This is a genomic window from Cytobacillus sp. EB106-05-05-XG126, from assembly GCF_058791715.1.
In genome coordinates this window covers 1229350-1252499 of the sequence record NZ_JBYTDU010000001.1, presented here as the reverse complement: position 1 = coordinate 1252499, position 23150 = coordinate 1229350, and the positions used below count along the sequence as shown (strand labels likewise).

Here is a 23150-nt window from a genome sequence, read left to right as displayed (position 1 = left end):
CATCCTGCTCAAAGAGCAGGATGTAAATCGTATTATTTAGTAATGACAGGACCTTTCGGGGCTTGCATTTTTCCGAGTGCTCTTTCGAAAACCGGGTAAAAGAATTGTACAACAAGTCCAAGTGTTAATGTTACCACGATTGTGCCTACTCCGATTGCACCTCTGAATAAAAATGCAAGCAGCAAAGCAAAGCTCTCGCTGATGATCCTTGAATTCCTTAAATTTAATCCGAATCTGGTGTGAATGGCTACCATTAATGTATCCATCGGGCTTGCCGGAAATTTAGCCTGAAGATAGATGGCAACTCCCATTCCCATCGAAAGGATTCCAACGAATAATATGATTGATTGCATTGCCAATGTCTGCGGCGATAGGTCACCAAAAATGATGAGAAGCCAAAAGTCAATCAGTGCGCCAATAATCAAAATGGAGATGGCTGCAAGGACTTCAGGCTTTTTTTTCATTAGAAAGGCATTTATAAAAATGAGCACGATTCCATTTATAAAAACAAAGGTGCCAACTGTTAAGTTAAACATTTGCGATTCACCAACAGCCAGGGCATCCCATGCAGAAGCTCCGAGGTTTGACCTGATAATCAGAGCTACACCCATTGTCAGGATCAGCATCCCAATTATAAAAAATAATAGACGTTCTTTCATGAAGACTCTCCAATCCAACTTGTTTAATTTTAGCTTGGCCCTTTTTAAAATCAATACTCCTTCAGCATTGAAATTATGAAGGGAAAATTCATTTTACCATTAAAATATATTGGGTAACAGGTTGTTTTAGTAAAAGTTGTTGGTTTTTGCAGGAAAAAGGCGAAAGATATAAAGGAGATAACCATTTTCATCGATTTGAAATTGTGCTATATTATTTTACATTCGTTCACCATTTATTAATGCTGCATCTACAAAATTTTTACATAATAAAAACTTAGCCGCTGCTAAGTTTTTCGTATTGTACAATTTAAGAGGTGAAACCACACTAATGAGAAAGTTATTTAAATCGCCTGTCAAATTGGTGAAAAGCAGCCTTGCTGTATTCTTTCTGACTGTCATTCTTTTTTGGCTAAAAACATATGTAGCCTATCGCATTGAATTTAACTTAGGGATTAATAATGACATACAGCGATTTCTCCTGTTTTTGAATCCGTTAAGTTCTACACTGGTATTCCTGGGATTGGCTTTGTTTTTTAAAGGGAAATGGCAATCCGGCATGCTTATTGGCTTGGATTTCTTCTTATCCTTCCTGCTTTATGCAAATGTCGTTTATTATCGATTCTTTAACGACTTTATTACGGTTCCTGTTCTAATGCAGGCAAAAGTAAATGGGGGGCAGCTGGGAGATAGTGCTCTGTCGTTAATGACTCCTTGGGATATCTTTTATTTTACAGATACACTGCTGCTTCTTTTTCTGGCAATCAGGAAGTGGTACAAACCTGGAAAGAAAATTAGCCGAAAACCAGCCTTGGCTGTTATGGCTGCCGGGATTATTGTTTTCTTCATCAATCTTGGAATTGCCGAGAATGATCGCCCTGAACTGCTTACACGTTCTTTTGACCGCAATTATTTGGTGAAATACCTGGGAGCATACAATTTCACGATTTATGATATTGTGCAGAATGCGAAGTCTGCCAGCCAGAGAGCTCTTGCGGATACGAACGATGTGACTGAAGTGGAGAACTATGTTAAAGCAAAATATGCACCTCCAAACCCTGAATACTTCGGAAAAGCCAAGGGCATGAATGTTATTTATGTATCCATGGAATCACTGCAGACTTTTATTATAGATTACAAGCTGAATGGAAAAGAAGTTACCCCATTCCTTAACTCACTGGCACATAGCGGCAAGACATTTTACTTTGATAATATAGTCAATCAAACCGGACAGGGAAAGACTTCCGATGCTGAGTTCATCATGGATACATCGCTATATCCCATGTCACAGGGAGCCGTTTATGTAACAAAAGCTCAAAATACATTCCATGGCACACCTGCTATCTTAAAGCCACATGGCTATACTTCAGCAACTTTCCATGGAAACTACAAGACATTCTGGAATCGTAACGAAATGTATAAAACCATGGGCTATGATAAGTTTTTTGATGCTGAGTATTACAATATGAGCGATGAAAACACGAAAAACTATGGATTGAAAGATAAGCCTTTTTTCAAGGAATCCATGCAGATGCTAACCAGTCTTCCGCAGCCATTTTATACAAAGTTCATCACTCTTTCTAACCACTTCCCTTTTAAGATGGATGAGTGGGATACTGATTTTCCTGCTGGAGAAACAGAAAATGATGTGGTTAATCACTACTTCCAGTCGGCGAATTATATGGACCAGGCACTCGAGCAGTTCTTTAACGATTTAAAGGATTCCGGACTGTATGATCACACAGTAGTTGTCTTATATGGAGATCATTACGGAATTTCTGAAAACCACAATGAGGCAATGGCAGAGGTGATCGGAAAAGAAATTACTCCGTTCGAATACGCCAGGCTTCAAAGAGTGCCAGTATTCATACATGTACCGGGAGTAGATGGCGGCATTATCCATAATGTCGGCGGGCAGGTAGATGTGCGTCCAACTTTACTTCACCTCCTGGGCATTGATACGAAAAATCACCTTGAAATGGGATCAGATCTGTTATCGGCAAAACACCGTGAAGTTGTCCCATTCCGAAACGGCAACTTTATTTCACTGGAATATACCCAAATTGAAGAAACCTGCTATTTTACGGAAACCGGCGAAATAGCTGAGGCTAATGCGTGTAAGTCACTTTCTGATCAGGCGAAAATAGAGCTGGAAATGTCGGACAACATTGTTTATAAAGACCTGCTGCGCTTTTATAAGCCGGAAGGATTTGTTCCAGTGAACCGGAGTGATTATTCATATATTAAGAAAGAGGTCCCGTTTAAAGAGGAAAGAAATGGGCCTGGTGTACAGAAGTAAGATTCAGGAGCGGAGAGAATACTCTCTGCTCTTTTTTTAACCCTTAAATATATGCAGAAAGTATGGAGTTTACTGAGAAAATGCAAGGGTAGAATATCATTGAAAAGATATAATGAAAGGGTGATAAGGATGTACAACCAATCTTTTGAAGAATGCATCCAAGCTTGTTTAGAGTGCATGAAAGCCTGTAATGTATGCTATGATGCATGCTTGGGAGAAGAGGATGTTAAAATGATGGCAGAATGTATTCGACTTGACAGGGAGTGTGCTGATATCTGTGCCTTTGCTGCTAAGGCAATGCAGTCTGACAGCCCCTTTGCCAAGCAAATTTGCAATCTATGTGCAGATATATGTGATGCCTGCGGAAATGAGTGCAAAAAACACGATCACGATCATTGCCAGCGCTGCGCTGAAGCATGCTTTAAGTGTGCAGAAGAATGCCGTAAAATGGCTGCTTAAATCAGCAGACAAAACAGACATCCAGCAGGGTGTCTGTTTTAAATCCAGTTTATTTGCAATATTTGGTTATGGAGACTGTACATATTTTCCGTCTGAAAAGGCAGTATTAATTTAGACCTTTGCATACCTGTTTCATAATTTCTGCACAATTTATTGCCATACTAACTTCATGAAGAAAAGGAGGAATTGAATATGTTAACAAGAAAAAAATTCGCCATTTGGTTTGTTTCCCTGGCTGCAGCGTTAACTTTAACTGCATGCGGCGGAAGTGACGGGGATACTGGAGAGGAAAGTGCCAGCAAGGAAGAGAATACAACGAATAATGAAAGCAGCGGCCATTCAGGAGGCCATTCAGACATGGATCATTCCGGCTCCGGAGAAGTTCCTGAAGGAATAAAGGAAGCTGAAAACCCTAAATATAAAGTTGGAAGCAAAGCCTTTATAACAGAAGGACATATGGAGGGAATGGAGGGAGCGGAAGCAACCATTGCAGGTGCATATAATACAATCGTATATACGGTCTCTTATACACCAACCACTGGCGGTAAAAAAGTTGAAAACCATAAATGGGTAGTTCACGAGGAGATTGCTGATGCAGGTGAGGAGCCATTTAAAGAAGGCGACGAGGTAACATTAAATGCAAGCCACATGAAGGGAATGGAAGGAGCAACTGCCGAAATCGATTCTGTGCAGGAAACAACTGTCTATATGGTTGACTTTACTACAGCTGACGGGCAGGAAGTAAAAAATCACATGTGGGTAACAGAAAACGAGCTTTCTCCTGCTGAATAATATAGAAAGTTAAAGAGCTTATCTGCAGAAGATAAGCTCTTTAACTTAATTTATACTTTTTATATGAATAGTAAACTAAAGAGAAGAACGCAACTAAAAGAAGAAAGGCTATTTGCAGCTCCCTTTCAAATTTTAGTATATGTGAAACCGCAAAGGCTTCCATGAACAATGCAGGTACTTTACCGATCGTGCTGGCAATGCCAAAGGGCAGAAGCCTCATTTTGCTGTATGCAGCTGCCAGTGTGACTGCACCTGATGGGACAAAAGGCAAGACCCTCAGCAAAACAACCATGAAAAACGCATCTGGACCTTCCGCACTCTGAAGCTTTGAAAAAAATTTGTTATTCTTTAGCTGAGGAAAAGAGGAGGTAAGCTTGGTGATCCCTTTGCGATAAAGTATAAAACTTATAATTGCTCCGGCTGCTTCTCCGATGATCAAAAGGACTAGACCCACTTTTAAATCAAAAGCCGCAACTGTTCCAGCCGTAATAAAGGCACTTGGGAGGAATCCCGTTATCGCTGCAGCAATGTTCATGAAGATACTAAATAAAGCCGCCAATATCGGTTCATCTGAAAGCGATTCGATGATATCAGAAAACATCTATTAATCCTTTCCGGTCCATTTATAGCCTAAACCCCAGACAGTCGTCAGATACTCATCTGCAGGAAACCCGGCTTTCCTTAATTTTTCACGTAAATTTCTTACATGCGAATCAATGGTGCGATCTTCGATTGACACCCCATAACCCCAAACAGAGCCTATTAAATGCTCACGTGAGAAAACTCTGTTCAAGTTTGAGAGAAAAAGGCTTAACATTGAAAACTCTTTTGGTGTTAACAGAATTTCCTTATTTTTATAGGAAAGCTCAAAAGAATCTTCTTTAAGTTCCAGCCCTTTAAAGGTTTTGGTTTTTCCATCTTTTTTGCTTCTTCTCAAAACCGCTTCAATCCTTGCAGATAATTCCTCTTCATCGAACGGCTTCAGAATATAATCATCTGCTCCAATGTTCAATCCTTTTACAATGTCCGGCTTTTCGCTTTTGGCAGTGAGCATGATGATAGGAATATCCCAATATTTTTTAATTTCCTTGCATACACTCCATCCATCCATATCAGGCATCATGACATCTAAAAGGACCAGATCTGCAGAATGGGTTTCCAAGTAAAGCAAGGCATCTGAACCTGAAGTCAATTTTATGCAATTGTAGCCGCTGGGCGCTAAGTATAGAGAAATTAGATCAAGCATTCTAGTTTCATCGTCAACCAAAAGTATTGTTTTCATCTTTCCGTTTCTCCCTTAAAAACAATTTCAAATTCTGTTCCGTCACCTTCTCTGCTGAATACAGAAATAGTCCCTCCATGGGCATGGACAAGTTCTTTCACAATGGCGAGTCCAAGACCTGTACCCCCAAGAGCTCTTGCACGTGATTTATCCACTCGGTAAAAACGATTAAAGATAAAGGGCAGTTCCTCTTCAGAGATTCCTCTTCCGGAATCATTTATTCTGATGATGACATGTTTTTTAGTCCTGCTTACCTCTACTGTTGTTTTGTTTCCAGCTGAGGAATATTTAATCGCGTTATCCAGAAGATTAAATATGATTTGCTCCAGCCTTGATCCATCCGCAGAAAGGATGATTGATTCAGGGCAGCTGACAGATAGCTGCATGCCTTTTTCAGCGAATGCCGGAGAAAATTTTGTTTCAATTTTATTCATGAATTCGTTCAGGTCTATTGGTTTTTTTATAATATCAAAGGTATTTTTATCGATCTTAGCCAAATCGAAAAGGTTTTTAACCATATCTGAAAGCCGGTTGGTTTCCTCCAGGATAATCGATAAATACTGATTTCTCTCTTCCGGGCTCAGGTTCCGCTTCTGAACTATATCCGCATATCCTTTAATATAAGTAAGAGGAGTGCGAAGCTCGTGGGAAATGCTGGATAAAAATTCACTTCGTTCTTCTCTGAGATAATTCAGGTCGCCCGCCAATAACTGGATGGACCGTGCTAAATCCCCAAGTTCATCGTCACCGGTTTTAGGAAGGGAAACTGAAAAATCACCGCTGCTTATTTGTGAGGTGGCTTCCTTCATTTTAATCAGCGGTTTCGCCAGAGCCTTTGATAAAAAGATAATGATCGTAATGGTAAAAATGACGGCAACGAACCCGGCGATTAAAAATTGTTCATTTAAGCGTGAGATTAACGACTGAATCCAGGCTGTATCTTGAAACATATATACATGGCCAATCAGCACACCATTCTGTTCAATCGGGCTGACAGTTGAAATATAATCTTCTTCTTTCCAATTGTCACCGATTGTTTTGCCCTCCCTTTCAGAAGATATAGTCGGCTTTTCTATGTACCTTTGGATCAAACTGTTATCAACAGAAGAACCAAGGATCTCCTTGGTTGAATTTGTAATAACTACATCTGTAGTGGCTTCAGATTCCATCAGAGCTACATGGGAAATCGTATTTTCATCAAAATGCTTTTCGAGTATAGCACGGTGTGAATTGCCGCGTGTCTGCAAGGCTATGAGCTCTTCTTCCACACGTGATTCAACAAGGGTACTATGTAAAAAGAAGAACATAGTTGTTTCAAGGCCAAAAAGGATCAGAAGGAACAGCAGACCGAGCTTCACAGACAGTTTTTTCAAAGAACTCACTCATTTCAAATCAATTACTTCTATTATAGTCGAAATGTTTGAAGAAACGATGCAGAAGAGGTATATGTTTTAATAGGACTGTAGAAGGTAAAATAGAATAATGATTAATACTAACGAAAAAAGTATACAGTCATACAGGAGGTTTTTTTAATGAGCGAATGTAAATTGGATCATACTCCGGAAGATGTTCAAAAGAAATTTGAACAGCAGAGAGGTTTTCTCCCGGAAGATATGAACCCGCTGTTTCAGTCATTTTTCCAGCAGGAACATACACAGGATATTTTAAATGAAGTCTTCCATCTGCTGAAAAAATTTGATCTTGCTTCTGAAGAAGAACGAACAGAGCGTGTCAGCAGGCTTTACCTTGTACTAAAGAATGTATAATATTGAATTGCCGCATATAAATCAGATGCGGCAATATTTATTTATCTTACAATTTTTTTGTAGCTATTAAAATTTTATTTTAACTATATTGTTTTTATGGTATTATGAAATTGAAGAGAAATATAGAGTAGTATAATATTGAAAGCGATTTCATAAAAGGAAGTGACAAAGTTGAAGGAATGCCATAGACCTGTATTTGATTTGGCGATCCGGACTGCTGATATGCTTGTGCGAATGTTTGGTTCCCGCTGTGAAGTGGCCGTTCACGATTTCAGCGACTTAAAAAAATCGCTTATCCATATAGCAGGAGATATAACAGAAAGAAAGATCGGCTCACCCATCACCGACCTTGTATTAAATGAATTAGCCAAACATAAAAACGAAGTTAATGATATTGCGAATTATAAAACTCAGTCAAAAAAAGGAAATGTTATGAAATCATCTACGATTTTTCTCCGGGATGTTGAAAATAAAGTAATTGGCGCATTATGCCTTAATTATGATATTAGTCTGCTCATGCAATTCGGAGGAGAAATTGAACAATTTATCAGCTTTGATGAACATTCGTCTAAATCGGAAACCTTTTTTAATTCCGTTCAGGATGTTATTCACGAGATGGTAGATCAGGTTCTTCAGGGCTTTAAGAAGGCACCTTCATTGATGACGCTTGAAGAAAAAGTTGAATGTGTACGCCAGCTTGAAGATAAAGGGACATTCCTCATTAAAGGGGCAACTGATTATGTCGCGTCGGTTCTGGGGGTTTCGAAATTTACCATCTATAATTACCTGCAGAAAATCAGAACAATAAATGAGCTTCAGCCTGAAGCAGCCTTGGAGCATAAATAAGAGTAGTTATTAAAATAGATGCTGTTATCATTACAGCTGTATCCAATTATAGACCTTAACAGTAAAGGGGCATACAAAATGAAATACAGATCAGCATTTGATATTATCGGCCCGGTTATGATCGGTCCTTCAAGCTCTCATACAGCAGGAGCTGCACGCATTGGACGTGTTGCCCGGACTCTTTTTGGAAAACAGCCGTCCAAAGCAGAGATTTCCTTATTTGGTTCTTTTGCAAAAACCTATAAAGGACATGGCACGGACGTGGCGATTGTTGGCGGTATCCTTGACTTTGATACCTTTGACGAGCGAATTCCTTCTGCCCTTCAATTAGCTGAAGAAGCTGGGATTGAAGTCATTTTTACAGTTGAAGATACTGTTACAGACCATCCTAATACGGTAAGAGTGAAGCTAACTGAAGGTGATCGTGAAATTGAACTTGTAGGAATATCCATTGGCGGCGGAACTATTGAAATAACTGAACTGAATTCCTTTGAACTTAAATTATCCGGGGAGCATCCTGCCATTTTAGTTGTTCATAACGATCAGTTTGGTGTTATCTCCGCTGTAACGAATATTTTATCCAAGCACCAGATCAACATCGGCCATATGGAAGTTTCGCGCAAGGAAAAAGGAAAAATGGCCATCATGGTTATTGAAGTGGATCAGAAGATCGACCAGGATGTGATGACGGAGCTTGAAGGGCTTCCAAATGTAACGCAAATAATCAGAATGGTTGACTAATAGTTAGCTGGTCATCAGGAGGGAAAGTCTAATGTTATTTAGAAATGTTGCTGAGCTTGTAGAGCTCGCTGAAAATAAAGGTGTAAAAATAGCTGAAATCATGATTCAGCAGGAGATAGAAGTAACGGGATTAACACGTGATGAAATTATTGCCAAAATGGACCGCAACCTGACTGTCATGGAACAGGCAGTTGAGAGGGGACTCAAAGGGGTAACATCTGTTACAGGACTTACAGGCGGCGATGCAGTTCTTCTGCAAAAATACATTCAGAGCGGAAAGGCTTTATCAGGAAATATTTTATTGGATGCTGTCAGCAAAGCAGTCGCAACCAACGAAGTTAATGCAGCAATGGGTATAATCTGTGCCACACCGACAGCAGGTTCAGCGGGCGTGGTGCCGGGTACGTTGTTCGCTGTAAAAGAAGTCCTCAAACCCACACGGATGGAAATGATCGAATTCCTGTTTACTTCCGCAGCTTTTGGCTTTGTTGTGGCAAACAATGCCTCCATTTCAGGTGCAGCTGGAGGATGTCAGGCTGAGGTGGGGTCTGCAAGCGGCATGGCGGCAGCTTCCATCGTAGAACTGGCAGGCGGAACACCAAAGCAGGCCGCCGAAGCGATGGCAATTACACTTAAGAATATGCTGGGCCTTGTATGTGATCCAGTTGCCGGACTAGTAGAAGTTCCATGTGTAAAGCGGAATGCCATGGGTGCATCCAATGCCATGACAGCTGCGGATATGGCACTAGCCGGAATTACGAGCAGAATTCCATGTGATGAAGTCATTAATGCAATGTTCCTAATCGGACAATCCATGCCTTCAGCACTAAGGGAAACAGCTGAGGGGGGACTCGCTGCTACGCCTACCGGCAGAAGACTGCAGGAAGAGATTTTTGGTAAAAAGCAGTAATTTTATTTTATGGCCTGTAAACACCAATTCATTAGTGAATTGGTGTTTAAATTTGGAAGGAAAAAAGGTATGCTTATTTAGGGAAATTTTATAAAGGGGAGAAATAAGAGTTTGAAAGTTATAAGATGGACTATTATTACTATTGTTATTGTGTTTATGCTTTTAATGGGCATAGCTGCTCCTGCAGCATTTATCGGGTTAGCAGTCTTTTTAATTGGTTTATATTTAAGTAACCAGCACCGTAAATATAAAATAAATTTTAAAAAATCGGGCTGGATTATGGCAGCAGGCTTCATTTTATCCATATTTTTAGCAACTGCAGATTCCGATGCAACCGAAACGGTAAATGAGCCTGAGAAGGAACAAATACAATCAGAAGAGAATGAAGCAGAGAAAAAAGCTGAAGACGAAAAGCTTGCCCAAGAGAAGGCTAAAGAAGAGGAAGCAAAAAAGCAAGCTGAGGAGCAAGAACGGCTAGAAGCAGAACAGGAAGAAAAACAGAAGCAGGAAGAGGAAGAAAAGCAAAAACAGGAACAAGTACAAAGTCGGGCTGCAGAGAGCTTAGGCCTGGAATTAGTTACCGTTGGCAGAGTAGTAGACGGTGACACAATTGAAACCTCTGACGGCAGGAAAGTCCGCCTGATTGGAGTGAACACTCCCGAATCAACGACAAGAGTAGAAGAATACGGAAAAGAAGCAAGCCAATTCACCACATCTGAGCTGACTGGCAAGAAAATCTGGATGCAAAAGGATGTTTCAGACACAGATCGGTATGGCCGCCTGCTGAGAATTGTTTGGCTGGACATTCCGGCGGATGATATGGACGAAGGTGAAATACGTGAAAAAATGTTCAATGCCCATTTGGTACTGAATGGTTATGCGGAGCCATCCACCTACAATCCGGATGTGAAATATAGTGAATACTTTAGAGAATTTGGCAGGGAAGCAAGAGAAGCCAACAAAGGGTTATGGGCCCTGGGAGATGAAGGAACGACTAAAGGGGACCTGGATTCTAAAGCTGTGAGCGGTTCATCAAGTAATACCGTTAAAAGCGGGTCCAATGACAGCAGCGGTACAGCCGGTAATTCAACTTCTTCAGAAAGCGGTTCAGAGTCCTATCAAAACTGTACGGAGTTGAGAAAGGTATATCCAAATGGTGTGCCATCTACACACCCTGCATATGATTCAAAGCATGATAGAGATAAAGACAATTATGCTTGTGAACGATAAGAGAAGGGCTGGCTCAGGATGTAGAGCCAGCCTCTTTTAATAGGCTGCAATGTGAAAAATAAAAAATTAAGAGCACTGGCGCCAGTGCTCTATGAGGTTCTTTTATGGTGGCCATTCAATTTAATAAGAGAGCCTCTTTTAATCCAGTAATGAAAGTTTTCTGCCGGAAAAACTCCGCGTCCATTTGATCTGTCCATCTGAATGACAACGCTGTTCTGGGTCACCTCCAGAATTTTAAGTGTTTGGGAACGGTTAAGATTTGGCATGAAGGTACTTGTGATTTCAAATTGCATATCCTTATCCAGGTTCAATGATGGCACCTCCTGATTGTTTTATTAAAATTATTATCCCCATACAACGTTTTTCTATCCAATTATTGGCCGGTATATTTTTGGTCCATACTCTGAGAACTTATAAGATAAATTAAACTTTTGAATATTTGCAATTAACGTTATAATTCACTTAGTACATGATTTTTCATAAGAAGGTGAAGTATGTGAGAGAAAAGATTAAAGTTGGATTGATAGGGATGGGTGCCGTAGGGGAAAGAATACTCCGTCAATTTCGGCAGAATGAGGAGTTTGAGATTGCAGCACTTTGTGATCGAAATGCTGAACGACTAGATAAATTTAAAGCTGAGCTGCCAGATGCAACAATGCATACCAATTATTTGGATGTACTTCAGGATGAAACCATCAAGCTGATCTATTTAGGTGTTCCGCCAAAATTTCATCATACAATTGCAATGGATATTATAAAGAGCGGCAAGCATCTTCTTTGTGAGAAGCCTCTGGCCAATTCCATTGAAGAGGCCAAGGAAATGTGTGAAGCTGCTGTGAATGCCGGGATCATACACGCAATGAATTTTCCCATGGCATATAGTCCAGCTTTTAAATTGTTTAAGGATAAGTTACATAATGGTGAGCTGGGTAAGATTAAGAAAGTTGAACTGCACCTGCAGTTTAAGCAATGGCCGCGTGAATGGCAGCAGAACGATTGGATATCAAGCAGGGAACAGGGAGGCTTTATCAGGGAAGTAGCGCCCCATTTCATTCACATGATTCACGATACCTTCGGAGAATTGGACAATGTCCATTCTTTTGTTGAATTTCCTGAAGATGAACGATTATGTGAAACAAGCTTTTCGACATTTTTAACGCTGCCAGGCGGTATTCCGGTTGTGTTTAACGGAATAGCCGGAATCGGGCAGCAAGAACATCTGTCTTTTAAAGTTTTTGGTGATAAAGGAACTTTAGATATGCAGAACTGGAGTATTCTGGTTCAAACTACCGATGAAAAGAACGGAGAAATTATAAAGCTTGATGAGCCAGAAACCAGTCTTCCTGCAGAACTCCTCAAAGCAATAAGAGGAGATAAAGCATTTTTGGTATCCTTTAAAGAAGGCCACCAGGTGCAAAAGGTATTAGAAAGAATCCTATTGAATTGATCAGAGGCACATTTGTGTCTCTTTTTTCACTTATAAGCCAACAGTCATTATCAAGAAACAATGCTCGAAAAAAACAGGTGTCTTAATGTATAATAATTTAGTGAGAGTTCTTCAGAACACTGAAGACTCTATAACTTATTTGATCCAAAGTTGAAAGAGAGTGGGACATATGGGCCGTAAATGGAACAATATCAAAGAAAAGAAAGCCTCAAAAGACGCAAATACGAGCCGTGTTTATTCCAAGTTTGCACTTGAGATATATGTGGTTGCCAAGCAAGGGGAGCCTGATCCGGAAGCAAACCAGGCCCTGAAATTTGTGCTTGAGCGTGCAAAAACATATAACGTGCCAAGAAATATTATTGATCGTGCAATAGAAAAAGCAAAAGGCGGAGCGGAAGAAAACTATGATGAGCTTCGCTACGAAGGATTCGGGCCTAGCGGATCCATGATTATTGTTGATGCATTAACGAATAACGTAAATCGCACAGCTTCTAATGTACGTGCTGCATTTGGAAAGAATGGCGGAAATATGGGTGTGAGCGGATCTGTTTCCTATATGTTCGACTCAACCGCTGTTATCGGCATTGAAGGCAAATCAGAGGAAGAAGTACTGGAAATACTAATGGAAGCAGACGTAGACGCACGTGATATTCTGGAAGAAGAAGATACGGTAATTGTATATGCAGAGCCCGATCAGTTTCATGCAGTTCAGGAAGCATTCAAGTCAGCAGGCATCAATGAATTTGCTGTTGCTGAATTAACAATGCTCCCGCAAAATGAAGTCACCCTTGAAGCTGATGCACAGGTACAATTTGAAAAACTGATCGACGCCCTTGAAGACCTGGAAGATGTCCAGCGTGTATATCATAATGTTGATTTAGGTGAATAATGGAGAAGAGGAGTCCGCTTAATAGCTGGGCTCCATTTTTATTCATAAGTTTTCTATAATCATGTTATGTAAACTATAATTCATTATCATTTTTACTAAGTGAAATTAAGGTTGTCGAAAAAAATGAACCTCTATTAATAATAGTGGCGGTAAGTGCAGTTTTATGGTGATATCAGGTGATATCTGTCGAATATCATATTGCTAGCACACGCTATTTATGTCTGCCTGATCTAGATAATGCTATTAACTTCCCACTAAAAGATTATAATTCTGGTTATTGGAAAATAACTGAAATAATAATTTTTGTGTTTTAATCACTTCAGCGATGGGAACAAAAATAGGGAAAGGAGAGTTTTACACACATGAATACGTTTAAAGTTATTTATACTTTTGAAAAAGGCGTTACCGTAACAGAAGAGATTGAAGCAGAAAATAAATCCGAGGTAATCGGGAGCATTAAAGATCTGGAAGGGTATGTTGAACTGACATGTTCTGAAGGTCACTATCACCGATTTGATTTCGCTGATGTAAAGTTAGTCACAATCACAGAATAAAAGGAAGGCCGGAATCGGCCTCCCCCCTGAGCCCGCCTGATTAGCGGGCTTTTTCACTTTCTAACAAGATCCCCAATCAGAATGTATCTCTGTGGCGCATCTCCTATAAAATTAAATGGGTAACAGGTGGTTACAGTCAGAGTTGCTCTAGGTTTAGGAACAATAACTGTTCTATCGTCTGCATCGACAATTCTGATCTTACGCACCTTATAGGTAAATTCCCCGGCAGAAGTCCTCACGACAAGAAGATCGCCTTTCACTACTTCGCCAAGTTTACGAAAGACGGTATCCCGGTGGCCGGACAGGACAGAATTGTCTTCTTCTCCAGGAAGGACGCTGCCTGCATAATGGCCAACGCCTTTTTCCAGTTCATCTTCATCAGTGCCATGGAAGATTGGCAAATCCGCTGATATCTTCGGTATTGACAGGACACCCATTTCTTCGCCCATTTTAGGACGGACATTGTAAAGGTTATGAGGCTCCGTTTTTTGTGCGGTCTTCACTTCTGTTTTTACATTGCTGCTCGGGGGAGCTATATGGGCTGAAGTCTTTTGATCATTCAAATATGGTTTAAGATTTGAAGCGGCAAGCCAGACTCCACCCAAAATAAAAGCCAGACCAATAACTCCTTTTAACGTGAGTTTTCTTTTCACGCCTCTTTCACTTTCCGTCTGAGTAAAATGGCAATCCCAATTAGGAGAAGTCCAATGCCTGCTAATACTCCTTCAAAATAGTTTCCTGCTGTGTTTGGCAGTTTTCCGCCTTTCACAGTTTTTACATGCTTTGAAACTTGTTTCACTTTATCAGGATCTTGTTTTTTAATTACCGTTTCGGCCTGATTCAAATCGGTCACTGTGTCTTCTATTAGCTCAGAACTGAACATCTCAGCTGTAATAATCATATCTGCCAGGAACTGGCCTTGTGTATTATAAAGCTCTATAAGCAGGTCATAGCCTTTTGTATCTTCTAAAGCAATCATTTCAGCTGTTGTTAAATGGATTTTTTCACCATCTTTAAATAGGTAAAACTCGGCATCAAGCTGGAATAGATTCATCATTTCCTGCATAATGCTGATTAGTTCTGCAATTTCTGTTTCTGTTAAGTCATCGGCACTGTCAAACTCGCCAAATGCCATTAACCGGCTTTCAAGATCCATCATTTTATCAAGCAATTCTGGATCTTCGAAATCCAGAGTCATAAAATGTGCAAATAATGCTTCAAGTTCTTCATCGGTAAGATCTATATCTTCAAGTATTTGAGTCATTTCATCTTCACCGGGCAATTCATCGCCGCCCATATAAATGGAAACCATGATATCAAGATCCTCAATATATTCGTAGTTTTCAAGGGAGTCATCGTTCTCCTCAAGCAGAGAAAGGAGCTCTTCTTTTGTAAGTCCGTAATCATTTAATAGCTGCTGAAGAGTTTCGTCGTTAATTTCAGTGCCTGTATAGGTTAAAAAAGAAACAGTTGAATCCAATGCATCAATATATTTGAAAACATCGCGAACATCATCAGCCGCTTCCATTTCCCCATTCTCGACCAGCAGTGCCGTTAATTCTTCCTCATTTTCAAAACCATAGTCAGCCAGCAGCTGCTGAAGGTTTTCTTCAGTAATAGGCTCACCAAGATATTCAATCATTTCTTCGATGGTCTCGAAATCTTCAATACTCATATCCCAAAAGTATTCCAGATGGTCATTTAAGCCTTTTTCAGACCAATTTGTTTCCTTCAGGAATTTTGTCACTTCCTCATTGCTTGGAGCTGCCAGGCTGACAGCCGGAAACAGGCTCAACAAAAGGATCAATGCTATAACAATACTTAGTCTTTTCAATGGTGGTTCCTCCAAATAAGATAATTAATTCTAGAATAATATAATGGAAAAAATATTTTTCGGATAGAATTGTTATTTGGAATTTTATTAGCTATAATATTTGGTTTTTTTGCAGCAGAAAGGGACGGAAGAAATCCTTGTTTATCAAGGAGTTTAATAATTGGGGGCATAGAATTCAGAACAAAACTGTGCGTAAAGTTCCTTATTGCACCATTTCTTCCTGTAATTAAATAATGTTTAAAAACACTTCCCTGCGAAGTAATAAATGCCAAATCAGGGATTGATTAATTTGTTTTAAGTGTGTAATATTACACTAAAAGAATCGATTATAACTAAAAGAGGTGGATCCTTTGAACCCACAGACAGAAAAAGATCATCACGACATATTTCATGCTGAACTCACTAAATTGAAAGAGAAGGACTATATTTCACCAGAACATTATGAAATGACTATGAAAGCCTATCATCAGTACTATCAGGACCTTGAAGAGATGAAAAGAGAGCACATAAAGGCTGCAAATGCTGCAGAAGAAATCAGACTAAAGCCCATTCAGCCGGCAAAAAAAACTGTGAAAAAGAAGTTATCTCAGGAAGAAATCCGTGAAAGGAACATTTCCTGGCTGCTGAATATTGGAGTCATCCTGCTCCTGATCGGCGGACTTTTTGTTGCAACAAGCAACTGGGCGACAATGTCGAATTTTATGAGAAGTGCATCCATTGCAGTGGTTTCCCTTCTTTTCTATGGCTTTGCGTTTATTTCCGGAAAGCTGCTGAAAATTGAAAGAACATCGTTTGCTTTCATTGTTCTTGGGAGTTTATTTTTGCCAATATTCATTTTGTCTGTCGGCTGGTTTGAACTGCTTGGCCCATATCTTTCCTTTTATGGGGAAGGACGCTATATACTTGGAGCGGCTGGCAGCTTATTGATCTTTCCAATATACAGTATATTTGCTAAGAAACTGAATTCCCGTCTTTTTGTCTGGTTTGCTTTTATTGCCCTGACTGCATGTGCAGGTTATATCCTGGCAGCATTCAGCCTTGAAAATGACAGTTTTTATCTAGGTTTAATGATTTTTAATGCTCTTCTGTCTGCAGCCTTTCATCGCATAAAAAAGCATACTTTCCTTAAATTATTTACAAGAGAAATGGTTTACTTTGCTCAAATCAATTTAGTGATCTCTACTTTATTGATGCTTATCTTTTTCAATAGCCATGTTTTTTACAGTGCGAATATCCTGCTGACTGCAGCAGTTTATTTATCAATGGTGTATGTAACAGGCAGGAAGGAGTTTCATTTCGTCTTCAGCTTACTGATTGTCTATGGTGCCTATCAGCTGATTGAAAACAGTATGTTAAATGCAGCTGGCCCGGTTTTCTATGCGCTTGCAGGAATTGGTTTTCTGTTTGTTCCTATGGTAATGGATAAGCAATATTCCTGGGAGAAGATTTTCAGACTGACCAGTGCAGGAGTTTCGATACTTGCTTTTCTTTATATTTCAATCGAAGGAATCCTGATAACGGCCGGGGAACCCTCTGTATCACTGCTGCTGGCTTATACAATACTCGCGGGGCAGTTTATATATTTGGCAAATATTATGGGAAACAGGCTGTTTGCTTACCTGGCACCTGTATTTTTAGCTTCTGCCCTATTCCAAGCAGTTCTTATGCTGGATAAAGCCATCCCGTTCAACAATCTATCTTTACCTGTTTTCTTCATTGGCTTTGCGCTTTTTATCAGTTTCGGGTATCTGCTTAAATATCCGCTAATTAAAGTCGTGGAATCAAGCTCACGCGATGTGGCTGTCAGTATTATGCTGTTTTCGGCTGTGATAGCTGCAGGACTTCTTGATTGGCTTGCTGCAGGCACCGTGCTATTAATCTTCAGCTTTGTGCTGTACCTCATGAATAAGGCTGAAAATCGGATTTTTTATACAGAAACGATTCCCTGGGCTATTCCATTGTCAATCGGGTATGCCTTTATGTTTTATGGTGAACATCTGCGAAGTTACTCAAGCTTTTATCAGAATGAGCTGGGTATGGCCATGAATACCGTAATGGCAAGTATAGCCCTCCTTATCCTGTATGTCATCCTTTCTAAGAAAGGGCACAAAACTCAAGCCAAAAACGTGTTTTTAATTTCACTGGGATTTTATACAATCTCACTGTTTACAGCCGCTGCTTTGACGATCAATGAAGTTTGGATGAGACCTGCAGTATTTATAGGCGGTATAATAATGTACCTTGCCCTATATCAATTCCATAAGCAAAGCTGGATTCCGTTTGTGACAGCATCGATTTCACTTTTTACTTACTTTATGATTTTGATTGGTTTACCATTTAACTTTACATTTTTTAATTGGGTTCAATTTCCGCTAGGGGCATGGATCCTGCTTGGTGCGGCTTTTTATATTTCTAAAATAGACGTTGTCCTGGCAAGAGGGTTCAGCTGGATTGGCCATATCTTCATGCCTTTTGCCATGATTCTAACATTTTTCCTTTACAGGGAAGATAGTATCTGGCCATTTATAGCCACCCTGGCAGTCTATTGGATCAGTTTCAAGGTTTCTGCTAATGAGTGGAAAGTAAAGATATTCCTCTACAGCTCATTTATGACTTTGTTTATGGTGATTTTGACAGGTATGGAGCATATTTGGGAGGAGAACTATAGTGAGTATGCTATATTATCAGTCAGCTGTGCCGTACTCTTATTCTGGATGACTGGTAAAACTCAGGATAAACAGAGGAGTGTTTACTTTTTTATACCCTGGTCTGTGATTGGGTTATTGGCTTTTCTGGCGTCATATCCCTTTGGAGTTCTCCCGTTTATCGTATCTATTATCTATGCAGCAGGGTTAATCTTATATATGCATAGAACCAAGCTTGATATATTAGGTGCTATTCCATTGTTTTTACTGTATGCAGCAGTACTTAAATTCTTATTCATTAACGGTATTGCTCCAGATATGAAAATTGTGATTTCCGCTGGCTTCGGCATGGCTGCGGTTTTCACCGGCAAAATGGTATATGCCAAAATTTTCATGGGCAAAAAAGCTGATAGCTACACCATTATTTCCCTGCTATTTTTTCTTACCGCTTATCTTTTTCCGGCGGTTTCCCTATGGGCGGAAGTTCTCCCTGGACTCCTGATCAGCGCATTTTTATTTTTTCAGAGGAGCAGAGTGGCATCTAAATACTATAGGCTCCCTGAATTGCTGGCAGGAGCAGTATTACTGGAGCCATATTATAGTGTATTAAGGAATATTGAAATACCGGATCTTTTTATTAGAGAGGCATATGTTCTCCCTTGGATCATCCTGATTATTTTTGTCAGGAAAGTCCTGAAGGGGCAGTACTCAAAGCTGACCAGTAAAATTCAGTGGGGAGTTCTCATAGCAGTATCCTTGCTGCTTGTGCAGGATGGCCTTACAAGTAATACGGTTTATGATGCACTTATAGTCGGTACGCTCTCGCTAACCTCGATGCTGGCCGGCACTTTTTGGAGGATGAAGTCTTATTTCTTTGTAGGTTCCGGGGTTCTGCTCCTGAATGTACTGCTTCAAACCAGACCGTATTGGGGGAACCTCCCTTGGTGGGCATACCTTTTAATCGCAGGCTCTATTCTCATTTCTGCAGCAAGCTATAATGAATGGCAGAAACAGAAAACAGCAAAAGGTGAAGAGCCTTTAATTTCTAAATGGAAAAATAACATAGTCAATAAGTTAAAAGAATGGTCCTGAGAAATTTAACCTAGCCCTCCATTATATGGGCTAGGTCTTTTTATAAACTTTAAAATAAAAAAGTAAATTTTCAGAAAATAAGTTGACTTTTTCCTGTTTACACGGTATCTTTGTGTTAAATATATAACACTTATTTTATCTAACGATATATAAACGTTATATTAAATTATTATCCTAATATTCTGGGAGGTCATGTCTTGATTCTGCATGATATTGAAACGGAAAGCCGCGATATTATAGAGGAATTGCAGCTGGACCGGCTCAGGCAGACAGTGGAGAGAGTATATAACCATGTGCCTTTTTACCGGAAAAAGTTTTTGGAAAGTAATATTGCACCTCAAGACGTTACCAGCCTGGATGATATTCAAAAGCTGCCCTTCACTGTGAAAGCAGATTTGCGGGAACATTACCCATTCGGGCTTTTTGCTGTGGATAAAAAAGAAATTGTGCGTCTGCACGCTTCATCAGGAACGAGCGGAAAGCCGACTGTAGTGGGCTACACCCGGAATGACATCGAAATGTGGAGCAATCTGATAGCTAGGGCAATCTCCATAGGAGGAGGGGAACCTGGTCAGATATTGCATAATGCTTATGGGTACGGGCTGTTTACTGGCGGATTGGGCCTGCATTATGGCAGCGAACAGCTTGGCATGGCAACCGTACCTGTTTCTGGAGGAAACACAGAGAGACAAATTATGCTGATTCAGGACTTTAAGCCGGAGGTTATTTGCGGAACTCCTTCATATGTTCTCAATTTAGCAGAGAAGATGGAGGAGCGGGGAATCGACCCGGCAAGTACATCATTAAAATTTGGGATATTTGGGGCTGAACCCTGGTCTGAAGAAATGCGGAAAGCACTTGAAGCTAAGCTTGGGATTAAAGCATGTGATATTTATGGGCTGAGTGAAGTGCTGGGACCGGGCATAGCTATGGAATGCCATGAAGCTCAGGATGGGCTGCACATTGCAGAGGATCACTTTTTTGCAGAGGCGATCGATCCAATAAAAATGACACCGCTTCCAAACGGAGAAGAAGGTGAGCTTGTTTTTACCAGTTTAACGAAGGAAGCTTTTCCTGTCATCCGCTATCGGACTGGGGACATCGCCTCCCTTTCAAAAGAGAAATGTGCTTGCGGAAGAACCACGATCCGCATGAGCCGTGTGAAAGGACGCATTGACGATATGCTCAATGTTAATGGTGTAAACGTCTTTCCGTCCGAAATTGAACGGTGTATTCTTCAAGTGCCTGAGCTTGCCCCCCATTATCAAATCCATGTGCATAGAAAGGGAAGCTTAAAAGTTTTAGAGCTTCATGCTGAATGGAGCGAAGAGTTTTATAGGGATATGGGAGAAGCGGAATTCGTAAAAAAGAAGATTCAGGAAGCATTGAAACAAAACTGCTTTATTACCATCAGACTTGTTCTCCATCCGCCCAAAACGCTGCCGAGATCGGAAGGGAAAGCTGTCAGGATTGTAAGCCCGGCAGTGGGAAATGCAGTAACCTGAATGAATTATTTTAAACTCACTGGGGGTGAAACACATGTCAGAAGCTCTTTTCTTTCAAGAAATGACGGAAGAACAAAAATATGAGCAGTTCATGAAACGCATTAATGCAGGAGAAAAAATTGAAGCGGATGATTGGATGCCGGAAGATTATCGAATGACATTAATCAAATTAATTTCAATGCATGGTATCAGTGAAATTATGGGAGCACTTCCTGAAAAGGAATGGGTGCCGAAAGCTCCTTCATTAAAACGCAAGCTGGGCATCATGGCAAAGGTGCAGGATGAGATGGGACATGGTCAGCTGCTGCTTCGTGTTGCGGAGGATTTAATGAAGCCCCTCGGCAAAACCCGTGAAGATATTATGCAGGATTTATTCAGCGGCAGACTAAAATTCCATAATGTCTTTCATATGGAAGCACCAACATGGGGGGATGCCGGTCTGATTGGCTGGCTGGTTGACGGTGCAGCGATCATTACCCAGACCAATATGCTTAACGCCTCTTATGGACCTTATGCAAGAGCACTTAAGAGAATTTGCGCGGAGGAGGTTTTTCATGCCCAGCATGGTGAAGCCATAATTATGGCCCTGGCTGAAGGAACCGACGAGCAAAGAGCGATGGTTCAGGATGCGGTTAACCGATGGTGGGAAGCGCTGTTAATGTTCTTTGGCCCGGGTGATGCTTCTACAACAGGCACTTCCAAACAGGACACAACGATAAAATACAGAATTCGGACAAAGACGAACGAAGACTTAAGACAGGACTTTTTTACAAAATATATTCCCCGAGTTCTCTCGCTTGGCCTCACTCTGCCAGACGAGACGATGCATTTCGATCAGGAGCGGGAGCTTTGGGTTTATAAGCAGCCTGATTGGAATAGGTTCAAGGACATTATTAAAAATAATGGGCCAAAATCTCAGGAGCGGCTCGGCCTCCGGCGCACAGCTTATGATACTAACAAATGGGTGCGTGAAGCTCTCAATACTGCAAACTAAACCGTTCAGATGGGAGGGGTACCTTTGGGTAACGAAGGATTTTATCAGGAATATGAAGTTTTTAGTCAAAGAACAGATACCTCGCCTCTGCAATATCAATTTTCCCTGCTGGCGCCAAATCGGGAGCTTGCACTCGTCATGGCGCAGGAAAATTTTATGAGGAGAGAGCCGGCCGCTGATATCTGGGTCGTCAAACGCTCTGATATCCGGAAGATGACTCCGGAAGAAAAGCAATCACTTCAGCGTCTGGACAACAAAGAATACCGCACGACAAAAGGATATGGCTATCTGAAGAAAAAGTGGCGCCACTATGAGCAGGAAATGCTTGATGAAAAGGAAATTCTTTCATGGGGAGGGATGAAGAAAGGTGACTGAGCCAGCAGGAAATATGCCTATCGACGCTAAGATTAAGCCGCCATTGACATCATTATTGTATCAGCTGGCTGACGATGATTTCATTCTTGCCTACCGGGGATCAGAGTGGCTTGGCCTGGCCCCTCACATAGAGGAGGATGTCGCCTTTTCATCCATCAGCCAGGATACCATGGGCCATGCGGCCATGTTTTATCAGCTGCTGGCTGATCTCGGGGAAGGCAATGTAGACAGTCTTGCTCATGCGAGAAAAACATCTGAAAGGAGAAATGCTGTCCTTTTGGAATTGGTAAATGGACCAGGTCATTATTTGTCTTCGGCACAATATGACTGGGCATTTGCGGTTGTAAGAAATTATTTTTATACACAAGCGAAAAAAATCAGAATGGATTCTCTGAAAAACTCTTCTTATCAGCCTTTAGCCGAAGTGGCATTAAAGGTCAATATGGAGCTTTATTACCACCTTCTTCACTGGAAAACATGGTTTATACAGCTGATGCAGGCTGGCGGGGAAGCCAGAACGAGAATGGAAGCGGCCATTGGAAGGGTATTAGCGGATTTCGAAGGAGTCCTGAATTTGGGACCCCTGGCAAAAGAAAAGGCTGAACATGGCCTCATTGAAAAGGAAGAAGTTTTAAAGCAGCGCTGGCTGTTTATCATGAAGCCTGTTTTTGAATCTGTCAAACTGGCAGTCTCAGAAGCAGACCTGGCTATGAAGACTGGAAACGGACGTATAGGAGAGCATACTGCCGACCTTGATGACGCTTTATCCACTTTGAGCGAGGTGTATAACATAAATCCAGCTGCAAGCTGGTAAGTTTTTTAAAGGGTGATGTA

The 23150-nt window shown here is 40.8% G+C and carries 23 protein-coding genes; 16 read left to right on the top strand and 7 right to left on the bottom strand.

Going from position 1 to position 23150, the window contains the following annotated elements; all coding sequences use genetic code 11:
* Positions 1–32: 32 nt before the first annotated feature.
* Entirely contained in the window at positions 33–659 is a 627-nt protein-coding gene (locus tag AC3WTL_RS06275; RefSeq protein WP_048010168.1) for a YczE/YyaS/YitT family protein, read from the bottom strand.
* Between the two features lie 328 nt (positions 660–987).
* On the opposite strand from AC3WTL_RS06275, the gene ltaS reads away from it, so the two are divergent.
* From ltaS to AC3WTL_RS06260, 3 genes are all read left to right on the top strand, one after another.
* Positions 988–2955 carry a lipoteichoic acid synthase gene (ltaS, locus tag AC3WTL_RS06270; protein WP_283935691.1) on the top strand — a complete coding sequence of 656 codons (1968 nt, stop codon included), beginning with the start codon at positions 988–990 and terminating at the stop codon, positions 2953–2955.
* 129 nt (positions 2956–3084) lie between these two features.
* Positions 3085–3414: a four-helix bundle copper-binding protein gene (locus AC3WTL_RS06265; RefSeq protein WP_163141291.1), complete on the top strand. Its 330-nt coding sequence runs from the start codon at positions 3085–3087 to the stop codon at positions 3412–3414.
* Positions 3415–3606: 192 nt separating this feature from the next.
* Positions 3607–4206, top strand: a complete 600-nt coding sequence (locus AC3WTL_RS06260; RefSeq protein WP_048010165.1) for a YdhK family protein — start codon at positions 3607–3609, stop codon at positions 4204–4206.
* Between the two features lie 40 nt (positions 4207–4246).
* Here AC3WTL_RS06260 and AC3WTL_RS06255 read toward each other — a convergent pair whose 3' ends face one another.
* The 3 genes from AC3WTL_RS06255 to AC3WTL_RS06245 are packed head-to-tail and all read right to left on the bottom strand — an operon-like array spanning position 4247 to position 6861.
* Positions 4247–4807, bottom strand: coding sequence for a TVP38/TMEM64 family protein (locus AC3WTL_RS06255; protein ID WP_283914361.1), 561 nt, complete (start codon positions 4805–4807; stop codon positions 4247–4249).
* Positions 4808–4810: 3 nt separating this feature from the next.
* A complete protein-coding gene (locus AC3WTL_RS06250; RefSeq protein ID WP_283914362.1) occupies positions 4811–5488 on the bottom strand; it encodes a response regulator transcription factor in 678 nt (225 codons plus the stop codon).
* Complete coding sequence (locus tag AC3WTL_RS06245) at positions 5485–6861, bottom strand: HAMP domain-containing sensor histidine kinase (protein ID WP_404324438.1); 1377 nt, start codon at positions 6859–6861, stop codon at positions 5485–5487. The genes AC3WTL_RS06250 and AC3WTL_RS06245 overlap by 4 nt, the downstream gene beginning before the upstream one ends.
* 159 nt (positions 6862–7020) lie before the next feature.
* Here AC3WTL_RS06245 and AC3WTL_RS06240 point away from each other — a divergent pair, with 159 nt between their 5' ends.
* The 5 genes from AC3WTL_RS06240 to AC3WTL_RS06220 all read left to right on the top strand — a co-directional run bounded on the left by AC3WTL_RS06240 (position 7021) and on the right by AC3WTL_RS06220 (position 10981).
* Positions 7021–7254: a hypothetical protein gene (locus tag AC3WTL_RS06240; protein WP_061790869.1), complete on the top strand. Its 234-nt coding sequence runs from the start codon at positions 7021–7023 to the stop codon at positions 7252–7254.
* A 171-nt stretch (positions 7255–7425) separates the two neighbouring features.
* Positions 7426–8100, top strand: a complete 675-nt coding sequence (locus tag AC3WTL_RS06235; RefSeq protein ID WP_404324088.1) for a helix-turn-helix transcriptional regulator — start codon at positions 7426–7428, stop codon at positions 8098–8100.
* Positions 8101–8178: 78 nt separating this feature from the next.
* The gene (gene sdaAB, locus AC3WTL_RS06230; protein WP_404324089.1) at positions 8179–8841 is read left to right on the top strand and encodes an L-serine ammonia-lyase, iron-sulfur-dependent subunit beta; all 663 of its coding nucleotides are present in this window, start codon (positions 8179–8181) and stop codon (positions 8839–8841) included.
* 31 nt (positions 8842–8872) lie between these two features.
* Complete coding sequence (sdaAA, locus tag AC3WTL_RS06225; protein WP_048010158.1) at positions 8873–9751, top strand: L-serine ammonia-lyase, iron-sulfur-dependent, subunit alpha; 879 nt, start codon at positions 8873–8875, stop codon at positions 9749–9751.
* 111 nt (positions 9752–9862) lie between these two features.
* The gene (locus tag AC3WTL_RS06220; RefSeq protein WP_404324090.1) at positions 9863–10981 is read left to right on the top strand and encodes a thermonuclease family protein; all 1119 of its coding nucleotides are present in this window, start codon (positions 9863–9865) and stop codon (positions 10979–10981) included.
* 89 nt (positions 10982–11070) lie between these two features.
* Here AC3WTL_RS06220 and AC3WTL_RS06215 read toward each other — a convergent pair whose 3' ends face one another.
* Complete coding sequence (locus AC3WTL_RS06215; RefSeq protein WP_226619234.1) at positions 11071–11301, bottom strand: hypothetical protein; 231 nt, start codon at positions 11299–11301, stop codon at positions 11071–11073.
* A 176-nt stretch (positions 11302–11477) separates the two neighbouring features.
* Here AC3WTL_RS06215 and AC3WTL_RS06210 point away from each other — a divergent pair, with 176 nt between their 5' ends.
* The 3 genes from AC3WTL_RS06210 to AC3WTL_RS06200 all read left to right on the top strand — a co-directional run bounded on the left by AC3WTL_RS06210 (position 11478) and on the right by AC3WTL_RS06200 (position 13871).
* A complete protein-coding gene (locus tag AC3WTL_RS06210) occupies positions 11478–12428 on the top strand; it encodes a Gfo/Idh/MocA family protein (RefSeq protein WP_283935696.1) in 951 nt (316 codons plus the stop codon).
* Between the two features lie 169 nt (positions 12429–12597).
* On the top strand, positions 12598–13317 hold the full coding sequence (locus AC3WTL_RS06205; RefSeq protein WP_048010155.1) for a YebC/PmpR family DNA-binding transcriptional regulator: 720 nt from the start codon (positions 12598–12600) through the stop codon (positions 13315–13317).
* A gap of 362 nt (positions 13318–13679) precedes the next feature.
* Positions 13680–13871: a hypothetical protein gene (locus tag AC3WTL_RS06200; protein ID WP_394583845.1), complete on the top strand. Its 192-nt coding sequence runs from the start codon at positions 13680–13682 to the stop codon at positions 13869–13871.
* A gap of 53 nt (positions 13872–13924) precedes the next feature.
* On the opposite strand, the gene srtD is transcribed toward AC3WTL_RS06200, so the two are convergent.
* Positions 13925–14524, bottom strand: coding sequence for a class D sortase, LPxTATN-specific (gene srtD / locus AC3WTL_RS06195; protein WP_492369215.1), 600 nt, complete (start codon positions 14522–14524; stop codon positions 13925–13927).
* A complete protein-coding gene (locus tag AC3WTL_RS06190) occupies positions 14521–15705 on the bottom strand; it encodes a processed acidic surface protein (RefSeq protein WP_404324096.1) in 1185 nt (394 codons plus the stop codon). Before AC3WTL_RS06190 ends, srtD begins: the two co-directional genes overlap by 4 nt.
* A gap of 350 nt (positions 15706–16055) precedes the next feature.
* On the opposite strand from AC3WTL_RS06190, the gene AC3WTL_RS06185 reads away from it, so the two are divergent.
* The 5 genes from AC3WTL_RS06185 to paaC all read left to right on the top strand — a co-directional run bounded on the left by AC3WTL_RS06185 (position 16056) and on the right by paaC (position 23130).
* On the top strand, positions 16056–19442 hold the full coding sequence (locus tag AC3WTL_RS06185; RefSeq protein ID WP_492369214.1) for a hypothetical protein: 3387 nt from the start codon (positions 16056–16058) through the stop codon (positions 19440–19442).
* Positions 19443–19639: 197 nt separating this feature from the next.
* Positions 19640–20947 (top strand): phenylacetate--CoA ligase family protein, encoded by a 1308-nt coding sequence (locus AC3WTL_RS06180; RefSeq protein ID WP_197215084.1) that lies wholly within the window; start codon positions 19640–19642, stop codon positions 20945–20947.
* A 34-nt stretch (positions 20948–20981) separates the two neighbouring features.
* Positions 20982–21941 (top strand): 1,2-phenylacetyl-CoA epoxidase subunit PaaA, encoded by a 960-nt coding sequence (paaA, locus tag AC3WTL_RS06175; protein WP_076256276.1) that lies wholly within the window; start codon positions 20982–20984, stop codon positions 21939–21941.
* Between the two features lie 24 nt (positions 21942–21965).
* The gene (paaB, locus tag AC3WTL_RS06170; RefSeq protein ID WP_156185173.1) at positions 21966–22316 is read left to right on the top strand and encodes a 1,2-phenylacetyl-CoA epoxidase subunit PaaB; all 351 of its coding nucleotides are present in this window, start codon (positions 21966–21968) and stop codon (positions 22314–22316) included.
* Positions 22309–23130 carry a 1,2-phenylacetyl-CoA epoxidase subunit PaaC gene (gene paaC, locus AC3WTL_RS06165; protein WP_431189197.1) on the top strand — a complete coding sequence of 274 codons (822 nt, stop codon included), beginning with the start codon at positions 22309–22311 and terminating at the stop codon, positions 23128–23130. The genes paaB and paaC overlap by 8 nt, the downstream gene beginning before the upstream one ends.
* Positions 23131–23150: the final 20 nt, after the last annotated feature.

Coding starts and splice junctions, on each gene's coding strand:
- AC3WTL_RS06250 (WP_283914362.1), bottom strand. CDS start 5,488: ATGAAAACAATACTTTTGGTTGACGATGAAACTAGAATGCTTGATCTA.
- sdaAA (WP_048010158.1), top strand. CDS start 8,873: ATGTTATTTAGAAATGTTGCTGAGCTTGTAGAGCTCGCTGAAAATAAA.
- paaA (WP_076256276.1), top strand. CDS start 20,982: ATGTCAGAAGCTCTTTTCTTTCAAGAAATGACGGAAGAACAAAAATAT.
- AC3WTL_RS06205 (WP_048010155.1), top strand. CDS start 12,598: ATGGGCCGTAAATGGAACAATATCAAAGAAAAGAAAGCCTCAAAAGAC.
- AC3WTL_RS06255 (WP_283914361.1), bottom strand. CDS start 4,807: ATGTTTTCTGATATCATCGAATCGCTTTCAGATGAACCGATATTGGCG.
- ltaS (WP_283935691.1), top strand. CDS start 988: ATGAGAAAGTTATTTAAATCGCCTGTCAAATTGGTGAAAAGCAGCCTT.
- AC3WTL_RS06260 (WP_048010165.1), top strand. CDS start 3,607: ATGTTAACAAGAAAAAAATTCGCCATTTGGTTTGTTTCCCTGGCTGCA.
- AC3WTL_RS06265 (WP_163141291.1), top strand. CDS start 3,085: ATGTACAACCAATCTTTTGAAGAATGCATCCAAGCTTGTTTAGAGTGC.
- sdaAB (WP_404324089.1), top strand. CDS start 8,179: ATGAAATACAGATCAGCATTTGATATTATCGGCCCGGTTATGATCGGT.
- AC3WTL_RS06200 (WP_394583845.1), top strand. CDS start 13,680: ATGAATACGTTTAAAGTTATTTATACTTTTGAAAAAGGCGTTACCGTA.
- AC3WTL_RS06240 (WP_061790869.1), top strand. CDS start 7,021: ATGAGCGAATGTAAATTGGATCATACTCCGGAAGATGTTCAAAAGAAA.
- AC3WTL_RS06275 (WP_048010168.1), bottom strand. CDS start 659: ATGAAAGAACGTCTATTATTTTTTATAATTGGGATGCTGATCCTGACA.